Origin of the sequence: Bradyrhizobium sp. Ash2021 (assembly GCF_031202265.1) — a bacterium.
Classification (GTDB): domain Bacteria; phylum Pseudomonadota; class Alphaproteobacteria; order Rhizobiales; family Xanthobacteraceae; genus Bradyrhizobium.
In genome coordinates, this window is the sequence record NZ_CP100604.1 from 6546064 (window position 1) to 6562227 (window position 16164).

16 protein-coding genes and 1 pseudogene are annotated in these 16164 nt (G+C 60.6%); 6 read left to right on the plus strand and 11 right to left on the minus strand.

All coding sequences use genetic code 11. The features are described 5' to 3' along the window. Positions 1 to 11: 11 nt before the first annotated feature. Entirely contained in the window at positions 12 to 1280 is a 1269-nt protein-coding gene (locus NL528_RS31670; RefSeq protein WP_309178307.1) for a class I SAM-dependent methyltransferase, read from the minus strand. Here NL528_RS31670 and NL528_RS31675 point away from each other — a divergent pair. Beyond that, positions 1179 to 1499: a hypothetical protein gene (locus tag NL528_RS31675; protein WP_309185338.1), complete on the plus strand. Its 321-nt coding sequence runs from the start codon at positions 1179 to 1181 to the stop codon at positions 1497 to 1499. The genes NL528_RS31670 and NL528_RS31675 overlap by 102 nt on opposite strands. Before the next feature lie 31 nt (positions 1500 to 1530). Beyond that, on the plus strand, positions 1531 to 2844 hold the full coding sequence (locus NL528_RS31680) for an aminotransferase class III-fold pyridoxal phosphate-dependent enzyme (RefSeq protein ID WP_309178308.1): 1314 nt from the start codon (positions 1531 to 1533) through the stop codon (positions 2842 to 2844). A 3-nt stretch (positions 2845 to 2847) separates the two neighbouring features. Here the strand turns inward: NL528_RS31680 and NL528_RS31685 are convergent, their stop codons facing one another. The 8 genes from NL528_RS31685 to neuB are packed head-to-tail and all read right to left on the minus strand — an operon-like array spanning position 2848 to position 9766. Then, positions 2848 to 3507, minus strand: coding sequence for a hypothetical protein (locus NL528_RS31685; protein ID WP_309178309.1), 660 nt, complete (start codon positions 3505 to 3507; stop codon positions 2848 to 2850). Between the two features lie 4 nt (positions 3508 to 3511). After that, positions 3512 to 4288: an imidazole glycerol phosphate synthase cyclase subunit gene (locus NL528_RS31690; RefSeq protein WP_309178310.1), complete on the minus strand. Its 777-nt coding sequence runs from the start codon at positions 4286 to 4288 to the stop codon at positions 3512 to 3514. Between the two features lie 8 nt (positions 4289 to 4296). Beyond that, positions 4297 to 4935: an imidazole glycerol phosphate synthase subunit HisH gene (hisH, locus tag NL528_RS31695; RefSeq protein ID WP_309178311.1), complete on the minus strand. Its 639-nt coding sequence runs from the start codon at positions 4933 to 4935 to the stop codon at positions 4297 to 4299. Positions 4936 to 4983: 48 nt separating this feature from the next. Next, positions 4984 to 6162: an N-acetyl sugar amidotransferase gene (locus NL528_RS31700; protein ID WP_309178312.1), complete on the minus strand. Its 1179-nt coding sequence runs from the start codon at positions 6160 to 6162 to the stop codon at positions 4984 to 4986. Positions 6163 to 6198: 36 nt separating this feature from the next. Beyond that, complete coding sequence (locus tag NL528_RS31705) at positions 6199 to 7011, minus strand: SDR family oxidoreductase (RefSeq protein WP_309178313.1); 813 nt, start codon at positions 7009 to 7011, stop codon at positions 6199 to 6201. Continuing rightward, positions 7008 to 8048: a nucleotidyltransferase family protein gene (locus NL528_RS31710; protein WP_309178314.1), complete on the minus strand. Its 1041-nt coding sequence runs from the start codon at positions 8046 to 8048 to the stop codon at positions 7008 to 7010. The genes NL528_RS31705 and NL528_RS31710 overlap by 4 nt, the downstream gene beginning before the upstream one ends. A gap of 6 nt (positions 8049 to 8054) precedes the next feature. Further along, complete coding sequence (locus NL528_RS31715) at positions 8055 to 8687, minus strand: acetyltransferase (protein ID WP_309178315.1); 633 nt, start codon at positions 8685 to 8687, stop codon at positions 8055 to 8057. Further along, positions 8684 to 9766, minus strand: coding sequence for an N-acetylneuraminate synthase (neuB, locus tag NL528_RS31720; protein WP_309178317.1), 1083 nt, complete (start codon positions 9764 to 9766; stop codon positions 8684 to 8686). The genes NL528_RS31715 and neuB overlap by 4 nt, the downstream gene beginning before the upstream one ends. Before the next feature lie 137 nt (positions 9767 to 9903). Between neuB and NL528_RS31725 the strand changes: the two genes are divergently transcribed. From NL528_RS31725 to NL528_RS31735, 3 genes are all read left to right on the plus strand, one after another. Further along, complete coding sequence (locus NL528_RS31725; protein WP_309178318.1) at positions 9904 to 10650, plus strand: acylneuraminate cytidylyltransferase family protein; 747 nt, start codon at positions 9904 to 9906, stop codon at positions 10648 to 10650. Further along, positions 10647 to 11825, plus strand: a complete 1179-nt coding sequence (gene neuC / locus NL528_RS31730) for a UDP-N-acetylglucosamine 2-epimerase (RefSeq protein ID WP_309178319.1) — start codon at positions 10647 to 10649, stop codon at positions 11823 to 11825. Before NL528_RS31725 ends, neuC begins: the two co-directional genes overlap by 4 nt. Positions 11826 to 11928: 103 nt before the next feature. Then, positions 11929 to 13083 carry a hypothetical protein gene (locus NL528_RS31735; RefSeq protein WP_309178320.1) on the plus strand — a complete coding sequence of 385 codons (1155 nt, stop codon included), beginning with the start codon at positions 11929 to 11931 and terminating at the stop codon, positions 13081 to 13083. Positions 13084 to 13146: 63 nt separating this feature from the next. Here the strand turns inward: NL528_RS31735 and NL528_RS31740 are convergent. After that, positions 13147 to 14090: pseudogene (locus tag NL528_RS31740) on the minus strand (IS630 family transposase). 101 nt (positions 14091 to 14191) lie between these two features. Beyond that, positions 14192 to 14992 carry an FkbM family methyltransferase gene (locus tag NL528_RS31745; protein WP_309178321.1) on the minus strand — a complete coding sequence of 267 codons (801 nt, stop codon included), beginning with the start codon at positions 14990 to 14992 and terminating at the stop codon, positions 14192 to 14194. A 153-nt stretch (positions 14993 to 15145) separates the two neighbouring features. On the opposite strand from NL528_RS31745, the gene NL528_RS31750 reads away from it, so the two are divergent. Continuing rightward, positions 15146 to 16105: an NAD(P)-dependent oxidoreductase gene (locus NL528_RS31750; RefSeq protein ID WP_309178322.1), complete on the plus strand. Its 960-nt coding sequence runs from the start codon at positions 15146 to 15148 to the stop codon at positions 16103 to 16105. The last annotated feature ends 59 nt before the right edge of the window (positions 16106 to 16164 follow it).

Here is a 16164-nt window from a genome sequence, read left to right on the forward strand (position 1 = left end):
TGACCTACCCGTCACGCGTCGATAATCTGAAGCTCTGGAAGCGGCATGACGAGACGGGAGCGCAGCCCTCGCGCGCGCAACTGGGCTGCGATCGCTTCGCCGTAATGCCAGGCCAGCAACACGACATAGTCAGGCTGCTCATCAATAAGACGTTGATTGTTAACGACCGGAATGTGCTTGCCCGGCAAATGCAGGCCGAGCTTCAATGAGGTTGGCTGCTCGCAAATGTAGGGCATCAGCGAACGATCTATGCCGCAATAGTTCAGCAGCGTGCTGGCGCGCCCCGGACAGGAATTGCCAACAAAGCTCTTGCCCTCGTCATGGCATTTTAGAGCAAGCCGCAGGAGATCGAATTTGCCCTTGTCCGCACGGGTCCGAAAGGCCGCGTAGCAAGCCGGGTCATCAAGACCGAAATCCTTTTCGAGCTGCAGGATTTGTCCAACGGAAGATTTAACCCGGCGATTGCGCCCCTTGCCGACATAGGCACGGATGTTGCCGCCGTACCTCGCCACCTGCCGCACATCCATCACCGTAAAATCGTAGAAGCCGAAGAGGGTCAGGATCGATTTCGCCGAGTAGGACCGCAGATGCTCATGATAGATGGTATCGAACTGTCCGGTGCGCATGATCTCGACGAGATAATGATTTTCAAGCACGAACACGCCATCATCATCCAGCAGGATTTCGAGAGCCCTGATGAACTGACCGAGCGTTGCCATATGCGCAAAGACGTTGGTCGCCGTGACCACCTTGGCGCGACCACGAGACTCCACGATGCGTCGCGCGGATTCCTCGTCGAAGAACGATTGGACCGTTTCAATTCCGGCGTCGTTGGCCAATTTGGCGATGTTCGTGGGCTCCACACCAACCGTGCGCATGCCCAGCAGCTTGAATCCCGAGAGCAGCGTGCCGTCGTTCGAACCGATATCCACCACGAGCGAGTCTTTCGCCAGCCCGAGTTCGGTAACAATCTCTTGGGCAAGCGCGAGCTGATAGACGACCAGCTCTTTCGTGACGCCGGACTTGTACGGATACTCGGAGTGGTAGACCTCTTCGCCGGCAACGGCGTAATCGATTTGCGACAGCGTGCAATCGCGGCACCACATCTGACGCAACGGAAACGTTCGTTCAGGTCCATTCAGTTGATGGAGCGAAGGCAGCGAATCGCAGAGCGGCTGATGGCCGAGATCCATCACCAGATCAAGGCGTTCGGACCCGCAAACCTGACATCGAAAAATCGGGCCGTAGGAGGTGTCGTGCTGCGGCCTTTTGCTGGACATTGCGAATACTGCCAATTTCGGGTTAAACTCGGACGTTCATTAACCCATGAAAAAGCAAATGGAAAGCTGCGTAATGCCGTCTCTAACAAAGGCCGTGACGGATGTCCGTGCGATGCGAGCGAGATCTGGCGCTCGCTGGGCAAGCCGGATGCGCAGCCAGGTAAACGATTTCGTGGACGGGGGGCGCAGCTTGCCTCGAAACGAGCTATTGGATACTGAAAGATTCAATTCATTGAAAGAAACAGTGAGCATGTCAAGCACTGGCCAAACGCTTTACCGACGCGCGCGGAAAGTCATGCCCGGCGGCACCCAATTGCTGTCGAAGCGCCCGGAAATGTTCCTGCCAGAACAATGGCCGACCTATTTCAAGTCGGCCAAGGGCGCCGAGGTCGTCGACCTCGACGGCAAGACCTATCTCGACATGAGCTATTGCGGCATCGGTGCAACCATTTTGGGCTTCGCCGACCCGGACGTCGACACCGCGGTAAAAACCGCGATCGACATGGGCTCGATGTCGACGCTGAATTGCGCAGAGGACGTCGAACTCGCGGAACTGCTGGTCGAGCTGCACCCGTGGGCCGATATGGTGCGCTTCGGCCGCGCCGGTGGCGAAGCCATGGCGATCGCCGTCCGCATCGCGCGTGCCGCGACCGGCCGCGACATGGTGGCGTTCTGCGGCTATCATGGCTGGCATGATTGGTATCTGAGCGCCAATCTCGGCAAAACTACCACGCTCGATGGCCATCTGCTTCCGGGCCTCGACACCAAGGGCGTTCCGCGCGGTCTTGCCGGACTGATGCACCCATTCCACTTTAACAGGCTCGACGAAATCGAAGCCATCGTCGCCGAGCACGGCGACCGGCTTGCGGCCATTATAATGGAGCCGGTGCGCAGTAGCGAACCCACGCCGGAATTCATCAAGGGAAGTCGCGCGCTCGCCGACCGCTCTGGCGCGGCTTTGATTTTCGACGAAGTAACGTCCGGCTTCCGGATCAACAGCGGCGGCGCGCATCTCGCTTACGGCGTGGATCCCGATATCGCCGTGTTCGCCAAAGCGATCGCCAACGGGTTTCCTATGGCAGCGATTGTCGGCCGCCACTCCGTGATGGACGCGGCGCAAGAGACCTTTATCAGTTCGACGGCCTGGACCGAGCGTGTCGGACCGGTCGCGGCATTAGCGACGCTACGCAAGCACCGCGAACAAAATGTCGCCCGGCACCTGATGCGGATCGGTACCCGCGTTCAGAAAGGCTGGGCAGAAGCTGCACGGGCGACCAACCTTCCACTTAATATTTCCGGCATTTCGCCGCTCGGTCACTTCGCTTTCGACGTGCCTGAGGCCCAGGAAGTCCGCACCCTGTTCACGCAGATGATGCTGGACCGCGGCATATTGGGGACCGGTTCGTTCTATGCGATGTGGGCGCATACCGACGCGCATGTGGATCGCTATCTCGAAGCGGTCAATCAGGTGTTTCGCGATTTGAAGATCGCCATCGACCAGAACGCCGTGCGCCAGTTGCTGCGCGGTCCGGTCGCCCATTCCGGCTTCAAGCGGCTGACTTGACCTCTAGACGCCGAAGATATCGCTGATCACGTTGCGGTCCGTGCGCGAGCGGCCGGCATTCGGATAAATACCGTGCATCACGCTGCTGCCTTCCAGCTTGCCGCCGTCGATGATGATCGCGCCTGTCGATACGAAGCTGTTGTCGCCGACCGAGGTCTTCCCGATCACGCGGCTGCCGCCATACATCACGACGCCACGGCCGAACGACGGATAGTCGTTGTCGAGGTTCGCGCCCACTGTGCAGTTGTGGTAACAGATGAAATAATCGGAATAGCTGGCGCGGCCCAGCACGGTTCCGACGGGATGCTGGACCGCGAACACATCGGGCAGTTGCACTTCATAATAGGCGTCCAGCGCGTGGAGCGCCTTGTTGAGTGCATAGGCCTTGTCCGCGATCGGGTGGCCGGGCTTTTCATGGAACGCCCTGTTGGCGAGATAATACAGGAAGATCGCGTATTGATCGGAATGCCGGTGCGAAAAGCGCGGCTGGCCGTTTGCGAAATAGCCCTTCAGCCTAACGCGGGAGAAGCAATGCTCGACCCGGCCAAGCGCCAAATCGATGAATTTCGGCAAATCCGAGAGATCCGTTCCATCGGGAAAGAGGTTCTCAAACTGCTTTCGCACGTACTGCGCAAGTTCGGTTCGACTGAGCGAAACTTGCACGATCCTAATTCCTGCTGCCGGCGCTGGTGCGAACGTCAAGACCTCGCGACGCCAGATGGCTGCGCAGCTTGATCGGGCTGTGATCGGTAAACAGGAACATTGATGAAATCGCCACCGCCGAAGCGCCGGCTTCGAGCGCATCAATTGCATGCTGCAGTGAACCGCAACCGCCCGAGACGATCAAGGGAACGCTGAGCGCGCTGGCGGCTTTATGGATCATGTCCAAATCGTAGCCGGACATTGTGCCGTCGCGGTCGATCGATCCCAGCAGCACTTCACCGCAGTGCAGGTCCTCGCAACGCAGCGCCCATTCGACCGGATCAAGCGCTGCATGCTCACGGCCCCCGTCGATGAATACGGTGGCATGGTGCGCACCGATCCTCTTGTAGTCGATCGACACCGTGATGCACTGATCGCCGAATATCCGCGCGGCGTCGCGGACGAATTCCGGCCGCCGTACCGCTTCCGAATTGACCGAGACCTTGTCGGCGCCAGCGCGCAGCAGCATGTTGATGTCGTCCAGCGACTTGACGCCGCCGCCAACGGTGAACGGCATGAAGATCTCCTCCGACATCCGCTCGATGATATCGACGACGCGGCTGCGCGAGGCTTCGCTGGGAACGATGTCGAGTACGATCAATTCATCGACGCCGTAGTCGTTGTACACCTTGGCCGTCGTCACCGGATTGCCGGCAATCCGTTCGTTCTGGAAAAACCTGACATATTTCACCAGCCTGCCGTCGCGCAGCAGAAATTTCGGAATCAGTCTCTTTTTGAGCATTTCGCGCTTTATGGATTCCAGCGGAGAAAATTACTGACCAGTTCGATCCCGCTGTCCTGGCTCTTCTCGGGATGAAACTGGGTCGCGGCAATATTGTCTTTGGCGATGATCGCGGTGACCGGCTGGCCGTATTGCGCGAGGCCGACGATGTCTTCGGCGTTGTTGCAGCTCATCGCAAAGCTGTGCACGAAATAGAACGCCAGGTTCTTTTCGCTGATATTGGCAAGGATGGGATGGTTGCGCTCCTTGGCCACCATGTTCCAGCCCATATGCGGGATCTTCAGCTTGGGATCGTTGGGCCGCAGACGCTGGATGTCGGCATCAAACCAGCCGAGGCCCTTATGCAGGACGCCGTCGTCGGCGTGCTCTTCCGAGGTCTTTGCGAGCAACTGCATCCCGAGGCAAACGGCCAAAAACGGTTTGCCCTTTTCGCGGACCTGGCGATTGAGGATTTCATCGATGTCGCGGGCGCGGATGTTGTTCATGGCATCGCCGAAGGCACCGACCCCCGGCAAGATGACGTGCGAGGCGTCAGCGATCGCTGACGCCTCGTGGGTTACGACGGGATTGTAGCCGCAATACTCGACGGCATTGCGGACCGACCGCACATTGTTGATGCCGTAGTCGACGATCGCAACGTCTGACATCACTCAAGCTCCGACGCACCGATCAGGCGCTGCTCGATTTACCCTTGTTCAACCCTTGCCGCCGATCTCAACACCCGGATGGTTCGGCCATGGCACCTCGGTCCGGTCCCATTTGTCCATATCGGGCATCCGCCTGCCCGGCTCGACATCGTTTGGTGAGAACTGCCACGGACTGACCTCGTGCTTGATCGCGATGCCGAGGAATTGCTCTTCGGTGAGTTGCAGATAATCGAGGAACAGATCGAGGCTCGGCGGCCGCTTTCCGTCATATTGACGAACGAGCTTTTCGCCTTCCTCGCGCGTCATTCGCTTGTTGCGGATGTCGATGTTGGCGAGATGATTGGTCCGGCCCATGCCGCGCTTGATGAATTTCAAATAGTCGCGCACGCCCTGGAAGAAGCACTCGACCTTCTCATAGTCGTATTCCGGCGGAATCCCCTCGACTTCCTGCCCCTTCCAGCCGAGTTCGCGCTTGATGATCTCGACGTGCCTCTTGGTGTCCCATTTAATGTAGCTGCCGAGGCAGATCGAACGGCACTTGATCCGCATCAATTCCTTCCGCGGCGGATAGACGAACGGATACAGATCGCGCTTGGCGACGCGGCCGCCCAAAAATTCGTACATATCGTCGGCGGTGATGCCCAGATTCATCGCGCGGTTGAAGCGCTTCTCGTCGACTTCTTCCATCTCGTCGTAGGAATAGAACGACTGGTATTCGGCGAGACTCTCGCCCCAGAACAACAGCGGCGTCTCGTAGCGGATCGCGATCTGCATGGTGTGGGCATAGATACCGGTGTGGCAGTGCCAGCAAAAATCGCCGCGGCGCTTGAGCGATTCCAACATCAGCTCGCGGACAACATGCCAGTTCGGCGTGAAATTCAGGACATCGACGCCGAGTTGCTTGAACACGCTGGTATTGTTCTCTTCGATCAGCGGGCGATAGAACCAGTGATCGAAACGCACCACCAGCGGCTTCAACCCCAGCTTTTTCACCACATACCAGAGCTGGAAAACGCTGTCCTTGCCGCCGGAATAGGGCACGATGCAGTCGTAAAGTCCCTTGTCGCGGTATTGCGCGACCAACTCCAACATCTGCGCATGGCGCTCCTCCCAATTGATCTGGGTGTCGCGCACCTCGATCTGCGCGCAGACGCTGCAGGAGCCGGCGGTGTCGAACGATGTCGCCTCTGCCGTTTCCGGCAACAGGCATTTGCTACAGCTCAACATTTCCTGGATTCTCACAATTTCATATCTGCGGTGGCCTTACCACACGGTCCATCCACCGTCGACCGCTAGGCATTGGCCGGTCACGTATGCAGATAAATCGGTCGCCAAATAGGCCATCGCCCCCTTGAAGTCTTCCTCGCGTGCCATGCGGCCAAGGGGGGTGCGGGCGGTATAGCGGCCCAGGAATGGCTCAGGGGTGTCCCGAAACACGCCTCCCGGTGCGATGGCATTAACCCGGACATGCGGCGCCAAGGTCGTAGAGAGCCAGCGGGTGGCCTGGATCAGGCCCCCCTTGCTGGCGGCATAGGCGGCGGGGTTGCCGAGGCTGGTTCCCTCGTAGAGCCGCCAATCGGGCCCCGAGAGGCCGTAAATCGAGGAAATATTGATGACGCTGCCGTGGCCGGAGGCCTTGAGATCGGCCGCAGCGGCCTGGGTCAGGATGAAGGGGGCGGTGAGATTGACCTCGAGCGCCCTCCTCCAGGTCTTGTCGGATTGCTGCTCGAATGGAACCGCCCAGCCATCGAGGCCGCTGGTTCCCACGAATGCCGCGCAATTGACGATAATATCGATTCGCCCGAAGCGCTCACGGACCAAGCGGGGCAGATCGCGCACCTGCTCGGACTGCTCGAGGTCGCAGGCAAAGCCTGCGGCGGCGACTGGCCAGCGCCGGCTCAGTTCGTCCGCGGCTGCCTCTGCGCCGGATTGCGAGAGGTCGACGACGGCAACGCTAGCCCCAAGCTCGGCCAGCGCATGGCCGATGGCCCTGCCGATGTGGCCGGCGCCTCCCGTGACCAGCGCGACGCGCCCGTCCAGCGACATCAATTCGCGCAAGGTGCGGTCGGTACTCACCCGAAAACCCTCTGGAATTCGTCCGAAGCGCGCTGCAGGTCGTCGAGGCGGCCGACGTCGATCCAGTATTCCCGCAGCGGGAACACCACGGATTGCTTGCCGCCGGCGATGGTCCGCTCGATCAGGGTGGGCATATCGACCACTTCGTTCTCGGCGATATGATCGAGCACGCCAGGGTCGAGCAGATAGACGCCCGCATTGACGAAGAATTTCTGCGTCGGTTTTTCGCGAATGCCGAGCAGGCGGTGATCGTCGAAATCGATCACCCCGAACGGCACGGTGACGGAGTGCTCGCGCACGCAGACGGTCGAGAACGCCTGATGCTCGCGATGGTATTTCAGCATCTGCTCGAAATTCACCGTTGTCAGCAGATCGCCGTTCATCACGAAGAACGGCTGCTTCGGCCGCTCCGGCAACAGCGAAAGCGCGCCGGCAGTGCCGAGACGTTCGTTCTCCTCGAGATAGCTGATATCGACGCCCCAGGCCGAGCCGTCGCCGAAATAGTCGCGGATCATCTCCGACTTGTAGTTGACCGAGATGAAGAATCTGCCGAAGCCCGCCTTGACGAAACGGCCGAGCACGGTTTCGAGGATCGGCTTGTCGCCGACCTTGATGAGCGGCTTTGGAATGTCATCGGTGATCGGCTTCAGCCGCGAGCCGAGGCCGCCCGCCATCAGCACCACCCAGTGATCGCTTTGCTGGGCCAGCGCGAGGTCGTCGATCAGCTTGACCTCGACGACTTTTCCTTCGGCATCGACGATCGGCAATTGATGGATCGAATGACGGCGCATCAGATTGAGCGCGGCCGGATTGGTGATCCCGGCCGGCGCCGTGATCGGGGTCCGGTTCATCACGAGATCAACCGACGCATCGAGGCCGACGCCGCCGAGCAGCGCCCGCCGCACGTCGCCATCGGTCACAGTGCCGACGATCTTTCCGTCGCGTTCGACGATCGCCAATTGCAGATTGCCCTGATCGATGCGCCGCAGCGTCTCGATCAACGGCGTTTCTTCGCTGACAACGAATGCTCCATTCATAACGTGCTATTCCCGGTCGTCGCCGGCAAACGCGCCGGCCTCGACATTCTTTGCGACTACCGCACCCGCCGCAATAACGGAACCGGCGCCGACGCTGACGCCGCCCAATACCACCGCCCCCGCGCCGATATGCGCGCCCTCGCCGACCACAACACCGCCGCACAGCACAGCACCTGGCGCGATGTGAGCGTGATCGCCGATCTGGCAATCATGTTCCACCACCGCGCGGGTGTTCACCAGCGCATTTCGCCCGACTAGCGCCGCCGGCTGGATGATCGCGCCCGCCATCACCTGCGCGCCGTCGCCAAGCGAAGCGTCCGATGCGATCACCGCCGACGCATGGGATATCACGGGGAATGCGTACCCTAACGCAGCAAACCGGCCGAACAACTCGCGCCGGCCCGACAATCCGGAGTCCGACCGCGATGCGCGATTGCCGAGGCCATTGGCGAGCTGAACCTGATCGATCTTCATCTTCAGAATGTCTTCGTCCGGGCCTGTGATCGGAATTCCCCCGAGCAATGTGCCTATGCGCGCGGAATCGCGGTCGGTCACCGCACTGGGACGCTTACCGCGGCTCAGCAACGCCTCGATGACAACGCGGGCATGGCCGCCGGCACAGAGCACAATCAGGCTCATGGCTCCAGCGCCTCATTGGCCGCGTAGTCGCGATCGGCCTTCTTGCCGAGATACGCCCAATACTCAATAGGCGGTATTCCCTTGCCCGGACGCTTCACACCGAGATTTTGCTCCGTGAAAAGGTCGCCGCTACGGATCGCGCTGGTCGCTACCAGGCTTCGGCGCGCCACCGATCGATTGGCGATTTCCTCCGCCGCCGGAATTTTGCGCCCGTCGCCGAGCGCGAGCTCGACGTCGCGGATGTTTGCGATCATCGCGGCGAGCTCATCCGGCTCGATGGAGGCGCGGTGGTCGGGTCCCGGCAGGTTGCGATCCAGCGTGAGATGCTTTTCAATCACGGAGGCGCCAAGCGCAGCCGCCGCGGTCGCGACATGGATACCTCGGCTGTGGTCGGAGAAACCGACGGGAAGTCCGAACGCATGGGATAGCGTCGCCATCGCGCGCAGATTGATCGAATGCGGGTCGGCCGGATATTCCGTCGTACAATGCAGCAGCGTCACCTTGCCGCGCAATTCAGTCCAGGTTTTGCGGTCGAGCAGAATGTTAGAGAAATCCGCAGCCGTCGGCGGCGCGGCTGCGTCGTGCAGATAGCCAAACGCGATCACGCCAAGCGCCTGCTCGACCTCGGCCAAGGTCGCCATTCCCGTCGACAGGATGATCGGCAGGCGAAACCGTGCGAGGTGCAGCAGCAACGGCGCATTGGTCAGATCGCCCGAGCCGACCTTCAAGGTGGCGACGCCGATGCTTTTCACGAGATGCGTCGCGCTGTCGGCATCGAACGGCGTCGACATGTAGGTGATGTTGGCGGCCGTACAGGCAGCGGCAATGCGCTGCTCGTCGCCTTCGCGGAGTTCGAGCGCGCGCAGCATCTCGAGCTGGGATTGCGCAGCACCGGTCGTGACCCGCTGATAACTGGCTTTGGCCGCCTCCGCCGTCGCCAGTTTGTCGGCGCGAAACGACTGAAACTTGACCACGTCGGCACCGGCGCGCGCCGCCGCCTCGACCAGCGCCAGCGCCCTGGCACAATCGCCGTTGTGGTTAACGCCGGCCTCGGCAATGATCATGGTTCGGCGATGCATGCGCTTTTCGTCGCTGACCGGTTTGGACGATCGAAATCGCCCCCTAAATCAAGCGGTTGTCTTAGTCGAGTACACTGATAAAAGCAACGCGGAGCGGGCGACGCTTCGATGCCGGCGGCAGGATTTATCGAGAGCACATGGCTGACACTGCGGAGATATTGTTCCTGCTGGTGGGACGCGGCGGATCGAAGGGATTGCCGGGAAAGAACCTTCGCGAAATCGGCGGGCTCAGCCTGATCGGCTACAAGGCCAGATCGGCGCGGCAGTCGCGCTACTGTTCCCGGTTGATCGTTTCCAGCGACAGCCCCGAGATTCGCAGCGAGGCCGTCAGGCACGGCGCCGAGCTGCTGTTTGAGCGTCCCGCGGAGCTTGCCACCGATACCGCCTCTTCCAACGACGTGGTGCTCCACGCCATGGACTGGATCGAGGCCCACGAAAAGCGCCGCTACGACGCCATCATGCTGTTGGAGCCGTCATCGCCGTTCGCGCGTCCCGAGCATTTTGACGAGGCGATCGATCTGTTCGTGGCGCGCAACGCCAGCCTCGTGGTCGGAATGCGCGAGACGGAGGTGTCATCGATCTTCGTCGGACCGCTCGGCCAGGACGGTTCGATCGGCAGCATCGTAGACAAGATGCTGAAAACACCGGCGCAGCGGCGGCAGGACCAGCCGTTAGAGGTAACCATGAATGGCGCGCTCTACCTGATCGGCTGGGACGCCATGCGGAAGCACCGGAAGGTCTATGCCGACCCGGCCGCGAGCTACGGAATCCTGATGGACCGTCTGCATTCAATCGAAATCGAAACCGCGGCCGACCTCGCCTACGCGTCTTACGTCATCGAGCACGGCATGCTCGACGCGTCTCCCTGGCGAAAACAGCCATGACAGCAGCGCCCCGCCGCATCGCCGTGGTGACGGGGTCGCGGGCCGATTACGGATTGCTGAAAGGTGTTCTGACGCGGCTGCAGAAGCTGGATGACGTCGATCTGCAGGTCATCGTCTGTGGCATGCATCTGCTGCCAAAATTCGGCGAGACGTGGCGCATCGTTGAGGCCGACGGATTTCCGATTGCGGCCAGGATCGACCTTGAGCTCAGCGACGACCGCGCCGAGACGGTGGCGCGCGGCACCGGGATCGGCGTGGCCGGCTTTGCCGACGCGCTTCCAAGACTCGCGCCGGATCTGCTGGTGGTGCTTGGGGATCGCTACGAAATCCTATCGGCCGCAGTGGCCGCGACGCTGTTGAATATCCCGATCGCCCACATCCACGGCGGCGAGGTCACGGCCGGCGCGTTTGACGACGCCATTCGCCATGCCATCACCAAGATGGCCTGCGTGCATTTTACGGCCGCCGAGCCGTATCGGCGCCGCGTCATCCAGATGGGAGAAAATCCGGATTTTGTCTTTGACGTCGGCGCACCCGGATTGGATCTGGCTGCGACCGCACCGGCGATGGACCGGCCCGCTCTGTTCAAGGCGCTCGGCATCAGCGGTCCGGAACGATTCCTGCTGGTGACATTGCATCCGACCACCGCGCGGCCCGACGCCGATGCCACGAATGTCACAGCACTTCTGGGCGCGCTGGCGCAGATCGAGGATCGCAGTTTTATCTTCACCGGTGTCAACGCCGATCCCGGATACCGCATGATCGACGATGCCGTCAGGGCCTTCGTGGCGGCGCGGCCCGGCCGGGCGCATCTGTTTGCTTCACTCGGCAGCGAACGCTACTGGGCGGCGCTGCGGCTTGCCGATGCCGTGGTCGGCAATTCGTCGAGCGGCATTCTGGAGGCTCCGGCAATCGGAGTTCCCTCCGTCAATATCGGCGACCGCCAGCTCGGCCGCTTGCGCGCGGCGTCGATCATCGATTGCCCCGCCGACCAGACCACTGTTCTTGCAGCGCTTCGCAGCATCCTCGAGGGCCGGTTCCAGCCTGACGTGTCCGGCGAACCGCCCTACGGCCGGGGCGGCGCATCCGAGAAGATCGCTGGAACCCTTCGAAAGATCGACCTGAAGAATGCTTTTCCAAAGCATTTCCACGACTTAGCGACGCCCCAGGATTAACCTCGGCCGGCCTCGTGAAGGGCCTTCTTTGTTGCTTGCACGATGCCGCAGGTTGTATAGATCGGGCGGCTGAACGAACCGCGCATTGCCGGAGAATCTTCCAATGACGACAATCGACTCGCTGTCCGATGTGGCGCCCAGCGCACGCGAAGCCCGGATGCAGGCGCTGCCAATTCCTCCCTATAGCGGCACGTCCCTGCCCAAGATCGATTACGACGCCCATCCGGCGTATGGCGGACTGTTTCCCAAGGCGACATTGCGCGAACGCATACACGCGCTGAACGTTTTCCTGCGGACGTTTGCCTTCGTCACCATCCGGCGCATCGTCGATTACGACAACATGCCGCTGCTGACCAAGGAGGCCGGCTTCAGCGGGCTCAATTTCAGAACCGCGTTGCGCTACATCTCGATGTACACAAGCATCCGCGCCAGCCGCACGATCGGCACGCTGACCGGCGCGCGTCGTCCGGCAACTCCGGCGAACCCGGCGCTTCTCAACCAGATCAAATCCGACGGCATCGTCCCCCTGACGCTCTCGCCCGACGAGATCGAGCAGGTCCGCACTGTGACCCATCGTGGATTTGCCAGGCTCGACGAACGCCGCGCCGGCATTCCGCTCGAGAAGCGCAAGTTCGACGACAACGTCTACTGGTGTACGCGCTCGTCCGATCCGGAGGCCTTCGCGACCGTCGAGGAGATCTTCAACCGCTACGGCATCATCGAAGCCGCCAGCGCCTATCTCGGCCGCCCGGTCGGCGTGAAGCACGTCAACGCGCAGATCAACGATGACGGCTATACGTTCTGGAAGGGCGTATTCCCCGACACCCAGCTGAACGACCCCTGGGGCAGCTACCTGCACATCGACGCCACCTACGGCATGCTGAAATGCGCGATCTATGTCCACGACATCGGTCCCGATGGCGGCCCGTTCTGCTACGTCCGCGGCAGCCAGAACGCCGAGATCGGCTGGTTCGAAGGCATGGTCCGCCGCACCAACGACTTCGGCGGCTTCTCCGGCCGCAAGCCCGAAGCGCGCAAACTGTTCATGGCGCTTCCGGCGTTCCTGAGGAAGAAGGCGGATTTCGGCGGCGACCTGCGCGACGATTCCACCGACGTCCAGCGCCTGCGCGAAGGGCATTTCAGCGCCACGTCGAACTACGGCAACTGCGTGCTGTTCGACGGCAACGGTGTGCATCGCGGCGGAATGGTCAACAAGGGCGAGCGGCGTTGCATCTTCATCCTGCTCGCAGAAATCTGACCAGCGGCGCTTTGCAAGCGCCACGCACCAGCCGGAACTAGAGCAGATTCCACTTGATGTAGGTCAGCGTCGATAGCCGGCCTGGCGAAAATAGTTGGCGCATTGGTCGGGCGCAAACGATTTTACGAGTTTACCGATCAACCGCCAGAGTTCCTTCACGGTGCGCTTGGCGCCTTTGCGCAGCGCAGCTTTGAGTTTCGAGAATGCCATCTCGATTGGGTTGAGGTCTGGCGAATAGGCGGGCAGATAGCGGATTGTTGCGCCAGCAGCCGCGATTGCTTCGCGCACCCCCGTCGATTTTGTGGGTCCGCAGATTGTCCATGAATGCGATGTCGCCTTTCGTCAGCGTCGGTACGAGCACTTGCTCGACATAGGCCATGAACGTAGCTCCATCCATCGCTCCATCGATGACATAAGGTGCGGTGAGGCCGTTGACGCGTAGCGCCGCAATGAACGTCAGGGTTTTCCAGTGGCCGTGCGGTACACTCGCGACGAGTCGTTTGCCACGCGGAGAGCGACCGGAATGGCGAACCATTTTGGTCGTCACCGACGTCTCATCAATAAAAACGAGCCGTCGCCTCCGTAACGACGATTGCTCGGCTTTCAACGCAGCGCGTGCAGCGGCGACATCAGGTCGATCCTGTTCGGCGGCGTGCAGTGTTTTTTTGAACGTGATGCGGTGCCGCTCGTAAAACCGCCAGATCGAGGTTCTGCCGACCTTCAGCCTTTTGGCCGATGCGAGCCGCATGCCGATCTCGTCGAGTGTCGGATCGGGCTCCGCGCTCACCAGGTCGAGCAGCCACTGCTCGTGCGGCTTGAGCGGCGAGCGGGCAGTGGCCAGTGCCAGGCTTCGCCGCGACGCTACCGGTTGTCTGCCAGCGATCCATCCAGCGGATAGTCGTCGAGGCCGCAAGATCAAGCAGCCGCGCCACTTCACCGCGGCTCTCACCGCCCTCGACCAAGGCCACCACGCGATCTCTCAAATCCGTCGAATAACCCTTTGCCATGATAGCCCCTCGCCGCTGCTCGTAGCGACGACCGAATCTGATTTGCAGCCGCTAGGGAATCCCTATTTGCACAAATAGATTCACTTCAGCCGGAAACCGATCTAGCTTCCGGTGCCGCGAAGTTTGCTCGGCGTCTTGAGATAGTCTGCCAGTTGATCAGGGTTGAAAAACGCCGTCTGACGCCGCAGCACGCTCTCCTTCGGCACGAACGCGAGATCGATTTGCGCGAGCGCGCCATCTAGCGCCCGCACGTGGCCCTCCAGCACGTCATACACAGCGAACCCCGCCTCGTCGCAGTAGCGCACCACATCCGCAAATTGCGGTATACCATGACGCATCGGCATCATCGTGGTCTCAACGATCAGCAGGTCAATTTCCGCGATCCGGTCGCCCAAACCCTCAAGGGCTTCGATCTCGGCGCCCTGCGTGTCGAGTTTGAGGAACACCGGGCGCTCCAGAGTAGCCGGCAACAGCGAATCCAGCCTTCTCATTGGCGTCGGCCGAGCTTCGCCGTCCAGCGCCTCGCCTTCGACCTGCGGGAAAAGACTAGACCCTGAAATGTCGTCGTGAACGTTGAAGGTGACTTCCCCATTCTCCGCACCCGCAGCGACGAGAAAGTATTCTGCGTTAAGCCGTTGTTTCAACTTTTCCAGAACCGGACGGCACTCGGCGACCGGTTCGACCAGAAAATACCGTGCGCGGGGAAATGCATCGTAAATAGCGGCCGTTCCGAACGCCACCCCCACGTCGACAACCGTGCGAGCCTCGAATCCAAGCGCTTTGAGGTGCTTGAAGAATAGAGAAAAACTACGTGTCGGAGCATTGGTCCGCAAAAGTCTAACCCCGAAGGGTTCGATCAAGCGGTTGAGGCCACGATACACAGTCGAGACGAACCTCTTCATAGAACTCCCGAAGCACCGCTCAAGGCACTGACATTTCAGAGGATTAGACTCGAAATCTGGTGCACTAGTTTGCAATTGACAGTTTGATTTGGTAGATCAGCCACCGATACCGGTCAAGCGAGCCTTGTTCACCATGGAGATAGCGACGTCAACATGAAGGTTCTTGTGACCGGCAGCTCTGGCTTCATTGGTCAAGCTCTGGTGCGGAGACTTGGGGCTGCAGGATGGGAAGTCGCCGGTCTTGACAAGGGATCCAGCGCGGCATCGGAATATTTGTGCGACATTCTTGACGCGGCCCGGCTCAACGAAATCGTTCAGAGTTTAGCGCCTGATGCGCTGGTTCACCTGGCGGCACGCACCGATCTGGACGAAACGGCCAAGTTGGCAGGCTACGCGACCAATATCGAGGGCGTGCAGAACCTGATAGCCGCTATTCGCCTCACGCCATCGATCAAGCGGGCGATCTGGACTTCGTCGCAGCTCGTGTGCCGCGTCGGCTACGTCCCGCGCGATGACACCGACTATAAGGCCGACACACTATACGGCCTCAGCAAGATCCGCACCGAACAGATCGTTCGCGAAGAAGACGGTGCGGTCCGTGAATGGTGCCTGGTCCGCCCGACCACGGTCTGGGGCCCCGGCATGAGTCCGCACTACCAGCGGTTTCTCCGCATGATTGAGCGCGGACACTACTTTCATGTCGGAAACAGCCCGCTGAGGAAGTCCTATAGTTACATCGAAAACATTGCGTTCCAGTATTTGCGTCTCCTTGAAGCGCCCGCGGATCTAATCCACCGGAAAACATTCTATCTGGCCGACTACGAACCGATCGACCTGCTCTCCTGGAGCGACGCTTTCCAGCGCGCGCTGCAGTCACGCCCCATTCCGCACGTACCGATTGCGCTCGCGCGAATGCTAGCGCGGTGCGGCGACGCTGTGAACGCGATCGGACTGAAGCGGTTCCCGTTCAATTCGTTCAGGCTCAACAATGTGCTTGCGCAATATCAATTCGACCTCAGACCGACGGAAGCCGTCTGCGGGCCTCTGCCCTACACGATGGAGCAAGGCGTTGCCGAAACCGCCGCGTGGCTCCGCGGAATTCCGGCGCGCTGATCGTTGCCGCTGAAGCATCATCCGGAAGAATGACAATCGACTTTCCGAAAAGATCAATC

What these genes read in the sequence shown, in the direction of transcription:
- NL528_RS31675 (WP_309185338.1), top strand. Translation starts at nt 1,179, where the DNA reads ATGGCCGAGATCCATCACCAGATCAAGGCGTTCGGACCCGCAAACCTG.
- NL528_RS31670 (WP_309178307.1), bottom strand. Translation starts at nt 1,280, where the DNA reads ATGTCCAGCAAAAGGCCGCAGCACGACACCTCCTACGGCCCGATTTTT.
- NL528_RS31680 (WP_309178308.1), top strand. Translation starts at nt 1,531, where the DNA reads ATGTCAAGCACTGGCCAAACGCTTTACCGACGCGCGCGGAAAGTCATG.
- NL528_RS31690 (WP_309178310.1), bottom strand. Translation starts at nt 4,288, where the DNA reads ATGCTCAAAAAGAGACTGATTCCGAAATTTCTGCTGCGCGACGGCAGG.
- hisH (WP_309178311.1), bottom strand. Translation starts at nt 4,935, where the DNA reads ATGTCAGACGTTGCGATCGTCGACTACGGCATCAACAATGTGCGGTCG.
- NL528_RS31700 (WP_309178312.1), bottom strand. Translation starts at nt 6,162, where the DNA reads ATGTTGAGCTGTAGCAAATGCCTGTTGCCGGAAACGGCAGAGGCGACA.
- NL528_RS31710 (WP_309178314.1), bottom strand. Translation starts at nt 8,048, where the DNA reads ATGAATGGAGCATTCGTTGTCAGCGAAGAAACGCCGTTGATCGAGACG.
- NL528_RS31715 (WP_309178315.1), bottom strand. Translation starts at nt 8,687, where the DNA reads ATGAGCCTGATTGTGCTCTGTGCCGGCGGCCATGCCCGCGTTGTCATC.
- neuB (WP_309178317.1), bottom strand. Translation starts at nt 9,766, where the DNA reads ATGCATCGCCGAACCATGATCATTGCCGAGGCCGGCGTTAACCACAAC.
- NL528_RS31725 (WP_309178318.1), top strand. Translation starts at nt 9,904, where the DNA reads ATGGCTGACACTGCGGAGATATTGTTCCTGCTGGTGGGACGCGGCGGA.
- neuC (WP_309178319.1), top strand. Translation starts at nt 10,647, where the DNA reads ATGACAGCAGCGCCCCGCCGCATCGCCGTGGTGACGGGGTCGCGGGCC.
- NL528_RS31735 (WP_309178320.1), top strand. Translation starts at nt 11,929, where the DNA reads ATGACGACAATCGACTCGCTGTCCGATGTGGCGCCCAGCGCACGCGAA.
- NL528_RS31745 (WP_309178321.1), bottom strand. Translation starts at nt 14,992, where the DNA reads ATGAAGAGGTTCGTCTCGACTGTGTATCGTGGCCTCAACCGCTTGATC.
- NL528_RS31750 (WP_309178322.1), top strand. Translation starts at nt 15,146, where the DNA reads ATGAAGGTTCTTGTGACCGGCAGCTCTGGCTTCATTGGTCAAGCTCTG.